This is a genomic window from Halobellus sp. (assembly GCF_042218505.1).
Lineage (GTDB): Archaea > Halobacteriota > Halobacteria > Halobacteriales > Haloferacaceae > Haloquadratum.
The window spans coordinates 25,287-32,182 of record NZ_JBDGQZ010000058.1 but is presented as its reverse complement, the minus strand read 5'-3'; the positions used below and the strand labels follow the sequence as shown (position 1 = coordinate 32,182).

The 6,896-nt window shown below is 61.3% G+C and carries 6 protein-coding genes; 4 read left to right on the top strand and 2 right to left on the bottom strand.

The features are described from left to right. Positions 1-349 precede the first annotated feature (349 nt). Positions 350-544, bottom strand: a complete 195-nt coding sequence (locus ABEI27_RS14535; RefSeq protein ID WP_375800126.1) for a hypothetical protein — start codon at positions 542-544, stop codon at positions 350-352. Between the two features lie 1,116 nt (positions 545-1,660). Next, positions 1,661-2,326 carry a potassium channel family protein gene (locus ABEI27_RS14530; protein ID WP_375800125.1) on the bottom strand — a complete coding sequence of 222 codons (666 nt, stop codon included), beginning with the start codon at positions 2,324-2,326 and terminating at the stop codon, positions 1,661-1,663. Between the two features lie 280 nt (positions 2,327-2,606). Between ABEI27_RS14530 and ABEI27_RS14525 the strand changes: the two genes are divergently transcribed. The 4 genes from ABEI27_RS14525 to ABEI27_RS14510 all read left to right on the top strand — a co-directional run bounded on the left by ABEI27_RS14525 (position 2,607) and on the right by ABEI27_RS14510 (position 6,815). Then, positions 2,607-4,091: an APC family permease gene (locus ABEI27_RS14525; RefSeq protein WP_375800124.1), complete on the top strand. Its 1,485-nt coding sequence runs from the start codon at positions 2,607-2,609 to the stop codon at positions 4,089-4,091. A gap of 1 nt (position 4,092) precedes the next feature. Continuing rightward, entirely contained in the window at positions 4,093-4,740 is a 648-nt protein-coding gene (locus tag ABEI27_RS14520; protein ID WP_375800123.1) for a potassium channel family protein, read from the top strand. Positions 4,741-5,068: 328 nt separating this feature from the next. Further along, positions 5,069-6,070: a YeiH family protein gene (locus tag ABEI27_RS14515; protein ID WP_375800122.1), complete on the top strand. Its 1,002-nt coding sequence runs from the start codon at positions 5,069-5,071 to the stop codon at positions 6,068-6,070. Positions 6,071-6,140: 70 nt separating this feature from the next. Beyond that, positions 6,141-6,815 (top strand): cupin domain-containing protein, encoded by a 675-nt coding sequence (locus ABEI27_RS14510; RefSeq protein ID WP_375800121.1) that lies wholly within the window; start codon positions 6,141-6,143, stop codon positions 6,813-6,815. The last annotated feature ends 81 nt before the right edge of the window (positions 6,816-6,896 follow it).

Here is a 6,896-nt window from a genome sequence, read left to right as displayed (position 1 = left end):
GACTGAGATCTTCCACCCCAGAAAGTAGGGACGGATTGTATCCGTTGAGTCCGCAATAGGAGGTGCTCTGTGAGTCAGTACGCTGATTTGATCCCTTCCCACGTGAAGCCGTGGGCCCGTTCCTCATAGTCCTGTGACAACCGCTGGAAATGAGTCTCGGCTGCGCTCCGCTGGGGGGACCTCACGTCGTGAAGATTGAATAGCCGTGTTGGACGGAAGCGATGAATACGGCACTCGGTACTGTCTCGGCCCTGCGCAGTCGAGACTCACAATGACTGGTCTCACTGTTTGCCGGGGATCGCCACCCACGTTCACGGCGATCGTCGGTAAGAGACGAGACTAGTCATTGTCAGAAATCCGGACGCCGTTCGTCCGGGCCGCTGAATTCGACGATCATATACGTGATGCTGCCGCCGGCGAGTGAGAGGAACGTTCCACCGACGAAGTAGTTCACCCTCGGTTCAGAAAATGGTTCGGACAGGATGATGACGAGGCCAATCAGGAGTCCGATACCAGTGAGGATGTACGGGGTTCGTCGTTTCACTATCAGACACCACGCTCACGCAATAGCATAGATAATCGGTGGCACTGCACGAACAAAAGGTGGCCGGCCCCGGCAGACTGTCTTCGTGACGAATATCGCAGGCGGGTCTTGACGGTGGGCTAATAGTTCCGTTCGTTACGGCTGATGAGTCGCGTGGCTCTCGGTGGAGGCGAAGCGTGGCGGAGGGACTTTCAGAACGTCACTGTTGCTGGATCGATCACGACGTTCCTTCCATCGCCGTTGGTATCGTTGGGGTCGACGTGCGGCGTATCTTCTTTTCGCCCGCTGGTACCGAAGTCGTACTTCCGGCGTCGATTTGTGTTTCTGTGTGGCGTCGCGATTAAGCGATTATCCCCATTGCTGACCTGTTTCGGATCGACGGGGATCCGCAGGTCTTCGTACGTACCCGGATTCTTGTACGCCGTGTTACCGATAACGCCCGCAAGCGGTCCCCAATCGAGTAACCGGTCGTCGTGAACCGTATCTGCTCACTATTGGAATCGGGGAAGCACTTCTGCGACAGACCGGCAGCGGGGCCGCCTCACGACCTACCGCCTGATACTGAGGCAATTTCCACGCTGTACATTAGAGTGAACTGGCCTTTTGTGAGGATCGCTACGCGTTACCGTCGCTAGCCAGTTTCATCGAAAACACCCATTTCGTGAGCAGCATTGTGACGTCCTCAGAGTGGTCTGCTGAACTCCCCCTGACTGAGCTATCTCGTCGGTCTCTTCCAGGCGAAATCACTGCTGACTGTGCGCTATGGATTTAGCAAAATTGTCGAAGCACATCACGGACTGATAACGACTAGTCTCGTCTCTTATCGGTGATCGCCGTGAACGTGGGTGGCGATCACCGGCAAACAGTGAGACTAATTATTATGAGGGTTTCAGCAGTGCCAACCCACGTCGCAATTTCGGGCCCTGAACGCACCGATCGAAAAAGGAAGTCAACGGCTGCGAACTCTGTGTGAAGCGTCTTCCTCAGAGAGTCTGGGCGTAGCTTCTGTCGGCGGCGTGAGGAGGGGGGATGATCAACTGGACGCCCGCCGCTGTAGGCACTCGCAGTTGGACATCGAGGAGGTGAGTCGGTTTCGCGGCGGCCAACCGTTCGTGGTTAGCCCCTGAATAGCCGAACCACTTCGTCGCTGACGTCCGTCCGCACCGCGACAAGGTACCGATAGCCGGAGTCCAGCACCATCTCCGGACCCGGCAACTGATTGCTATCCCGTCCGGCGACGACCACCGATCCGCGCGGGAACGCCACTTCGCTGAGTTCCCGGCCGGCAACCGGCGCGTCCGGCGCCACGGTGAGTTCGAGCACGGTGAGGTCTCCCGTCAGTTCCTCCAGCGTCTGGACACCGCCGTCCGCGACGTGGAGAATCTCGTTTGTCGCCGCGTGCGCGGCCAACTCCTCCGGATAGACCACCCGGTCGACGAGCCCCGAGTACTCCGCTTTATCGCCGTGATCGATCCGCGCGACAGTCCCGACCGACGGTTCGATGGTTCGTGCCATCGTGCAGATCCCGATGTTCGTCATCGCGCCGTAGCCCGTCAGCGCGGCGACGACGTCGCTTCGGTCGAGGCCTGCCTGCTCGAGAATCGATCGGCGGCCTCCGTCGCCGTTGATAACGGTCGCTTCGTACTGGTCACTCAGGAACTCCACCCGTTCGCGGTCCTTCTCGATGATGACAACGTCGTGGCCCCGTTCGGAGAGGTGTCGGGCAGTGTGGTAGCCGACGTGTTGTCCCCCGACGATCACGACCCGTAGGTCCACGCTCATCTGAACATCTCCAGTACACACACAATTGTAACTTTCGACCGTCCGACATTGGAACGTTTCGTCGCAGTCGTCACGAACCCGTTCGGGGTCGTTCACACGGTGCGCGTCCCGATCGACATCGCTTCGCTGGACCGGTCGTGGACTGTGAAAACGCGTCTTTGTTGCTCCTCAGCCGGCCTCGTGTCGAATTTGACGGGGCCAGATTGATACGTATAGAAATACGAAGCACAATACGCTTGCGGGATGACTGTCCTCGTCTCACTCGATCGACGGAGAAGCGATGAGTAGCCACGATCAGCGGGAACCAGAGGCGGAGCTGGGTCTGCTGGACGCGACGATGATCGGGATGGGTGCGATGATCGGGGCGGGAATTTTCGTACTCACCGGCCTCGCTGCCGAAATCTCCGGGCCGGCTGCCATACTTGTCTTTCTGCTGAACGGGGTTGTGACCGCATTTACCGGACTCTCGTACGCGGAGTTGGCGTCGGCGATTCCGAAGAGCGGCGGCGGCTACGCGTTCGTCCGCGAGATCTTCGACGACTTCGGCTCGTTCATTATGGGGTGGATGCTCTGGTTCGCGTATATGATCGCCGGCGCGCTGTATGCGCTTGGGTTCGCGCCGAACTTCCTCGAGTTACTCCACGTCTATGGCGTGGTCGCACCGCCGGATCAGGTCGGTGCGATTATGCTTCCGCTACTGGGGGTCGGGGTTCCAGCGAATTTCATCCTCGCGTTCATCGCAGTCGCCGGACTCGTGGCGTTGAACGCGGCGTCGACGGCCGCGAGTGGCAGCGCCGAGACAGTGTTCACGATCGTCAAAGTCAGTATTCTCGTCGTGTTCGTGGCGTTCGGATTCCTGTCGGCCGGCGGCGGTGGCGAGACCAGTTTCACGTTCCAGAACTTCGACCCGCTGTTCAGTGCGGGGTCCGGCCCGTTCAGCATTCTTCCCGCGATGGGCCTCACGTTCATCGCGTTCGAGGGGTACGACCTCATCACGACCGTCACTGAGGAGGTCGAAAATCCGCGTGAAAACATCCCTAAGGCCATCTTCGTCAGTTTGGCCGCAACTGTCGTCGTGTACCTGCTGGTGGTGACGGTGGCGATCGGGACGTTGGGTGCCGGAGAACTCGCCGCTGCGGGCGAGGCCGGCATCGCGGAGGCGGCGACTTCGTTTATGCCGACCGACGTGCCGATCATTCAGAACGGCGGCGCACTCATCGTCTTCGGCGCGGTGTTCTCGACGATCACTGCGCTGAACGCGGTCGTAATCGCCTCCTCGCGGGTCGCCTTCTCGATGGGGCGTGAGGGGCAGTTACTCCCGTCGATCGGGCAGATACACTATCGGTTCGGTACGCCGTTCGTCGCCGTGTTGTTGAGCGCGGTCGTGATGCTGGGTTCCGTCTTCCTCCCCACGAAGAGCGCGGGGAATATGTCGAGCCTGTTCTTCCTGCTGTCGTTCATCATCGTCAACGTGGCGGTCATTCGCCTCCGCCGGGAGCGACCGGATATGAACCGGCCGTACGAGATCCCCTTCTATCCGATTCCACCCGTAATAGCGATCGTTCTGAACGGGATACTCGCGGTCGTCCTCATCAGATTCCTCATTCAGACGGATGTCCTCGCGCTCGTCCTCAGCATCGGGTGGTTGGCCACTGGAGCGGTGATGTACGTCCTGCTCAACAAGTTCCGGGCCCGCGGCGACACTGAGGAGCAGACGGAGGGTATCGCCGATCAATCGATCACAGACGGCACGAGAGAAGACTGATATGACACAAGACATCATCATCGCCGGCGGCGGCCGCGTCGGCTTCCAGACGGCCGAACGACTCGCTGCACGAGACGAGAACGTGACCATCATCGAAGAGAACGCCGACAGAGTGGATGAGATCGCGGACGCGTGGATCGCGACCGTGATCCAGGGTGACGCGTCCGATCCGGACATCCTCGAACAGGCCGGCGTCGACGGTGCGGACACGGTCGCCGCACTGACCGAACTGACGGGGCTGAACCTCGCAGTCTGTCTGCTCGCGACACAACTCACAGACGAGATCCGGACCGTCGCCCGCGTCGATCGGGAGGCCGACGACGCGTACGACCGGTTCGTGGACTCCGTCGTCTACCCCGAGCAGGCTGGCGCGCGGGTCGCCGCAAACAAAACAGTCGCAGACGAGGTACGGGTTCTGACAGCCGTGACTGGAGACATAGACATCCTCGAAATCCGCGTGGCTGACGGCGCACCTGCGGCAGGACGGTCACTCGCCGAAATCGCCTTTCCGGCAGGGACGTTGATTATCTCCGACGGAGACGGGGGTCAGATTTCGAAGCCCGAGACGACGCTGACACCGGGAAGCCGGTACATCCTCGCAGTCGAACCAGGCGTCGTCGACGAAGTGATCCGACTGATGCGTGGGTAACTGAAGAACGCATCATCGCTACATTGAAACAGGTCTTCGCAGGAACTACACTACCCGATGTCGGCCGCCGGTACCGAACGGTTCGATCGATTGCTTCCGCAGAGCCGTGTATGCACATTTAATTACTCGAACCGGGATCGGCACTCCGTGGACCAGTCGGCGTCGTTCTCGCGGGGAGCAACCGAATCGACGAGGCCCTGCCATCCGTATCGCGTAGCTGTAGTCCGGTGGCTGAGCCGTGTGACTGATATAGAGGGCATCGTTGCGCACGGACCGCATTCCGTGGGTCTCGGCGGGTTCCCAGTGCGAGTATCGAGGTGAGTCCCCAGTGACGAACGCGGTGGGCGTCGTGAACACCGCGCTCGGAGCCGGCGTCCTCGTTCTGGGTGCGATCGGAGCGTGGGCACTCGGCGTGCTCCTCCCGTGGCCCGATCCGCTGCTCATCGCCGTCGTGATCGGCCTGCTGCTCGGCAACGTCGTGGGCATTCCCCAGCGGCTGGAACCGGGGATCCAGACACACGGTCTCTGGCTGAGTGCGGGGATCGTGCTGATGGGTGCGTCAGTGTCGCTGGGGGCGTTACTCGATGGCGGTCCGATCGTTCTCGTGCTGGTGGTCGGAACCGTGATTCTGACGCTCCTCGTCCTCGAAGCGACCGCCCGGACCGCGTTCGAGATCCACGAAGAACTGGGATCGTTACTCGCTGCCGGCACGGGCATCTGTGGCGTCTCAGCGATCGCCGCCGTCGCGGGGAGTATCGACGCTGACGAGGAGACGATCGCGTACGCCGCCGGAACGGTGTTGCTGTTCGACACGGTGACGCTCGCACTGTATCCGGCACTCGGATCCGCGCTGGCGATTCCCGAGCAGGTGTTCGGTATCTGGGCCGGGCTGAGTATGTTCAGCACTGGACCGGTCGTTGCCGCCGGATTCAGTTACTCTGAACTCGCCGGGCAGTGGGCGACGATCACGAAACTCGGTCGCAACGCGCTGATCGGACTGGTGGTCCTCGTCTACGCCGCGTACTACGCTCGGCGTGGCACCGACGGGAACGCGGGCGCCGCCGCGCTCTGGGCGGAGTTCCCGACGTTCGTGATCGGCTTTCTGGTGCTCGCCGTCGCGGCCACTGCCGGCCTCCTCTCGGCCGACCAGGTCCAGTTTCTTGAAACTACGTACGACTGGCTGTTTCTGATCGCGTTCGTGGGCCTGGGGACCGAACTGCGGCGATCGGTGTTCGTCCGCGGCGGCAAAGCGCCGGTCGTCGTCGTTCTCCTGACGTGGGCGGTGGTGGCGTCGATGACGCTCTCTGTGACCTGGGCACTGTTCGGGTGACCGAGCGACGTCGTCGATGGGTTCTGAGCTCAAGCAGAAGATTTTCGTCGGCAGAGCCCCTCTCGATGGTATGACCACCACCGGTCGAACGCTGGACGGCGACGGTCGACCGATCTCTGGAACGGGGTTCGACCTCTCCCCCGACGGCGAACTTGCAGAACTGCTCGGCCGGCGGATCGGCGCGATGACCTCCCATCCCTCACAGGCAGTCTGGAGCGCGCCGCTTCCCGCTCCGGAAGCGGATTCGGATACGATTCGATCGGTCGGGATCCACCAGCCGGGATACGACGGACCGCCGGAACACTATCACGAGTACAGCGTCGAACACTTCGAGGTACTTGCAGGCGAGGCGACGTTCACCATCGACGACCGGGCCAAACATCTCACCGCCGGCGAGACGGTGACCGTCGATGCCGGCGAGCGCCACACGTTCAGCGTCGGCGGTGACGACCTGTGTTATATGTTGGTCGAGATCAGTTCACCGGGCCGACTCCGCTACGTGCTGCCGACGCTCGGCGGACTCGCACACGACGACGAGATGGACCTGAACGATCCGCTCCAGCAGGCGATTATCGCCCAGCGCCTCGACGGCAACACCGTGTTCACTGAACTGGATCCCACCGTCGGCCGTCCGCTAAGTTCGGCGCTAGCACCGCTGGCCCGTCTCGGTCAGTACCGCGGCGGTTACGACAAGTACACGCGGGACGCGTTCTGGAAGCGGAAGGTCGAACAACCGAAACTGTAGCCGAATCTCGTTCTCTATCGTCGGTTGCAGACGGCCGGCATCCGGTCCGTCTGTCGTCTCACGGCGGAACGACTTTCCGAA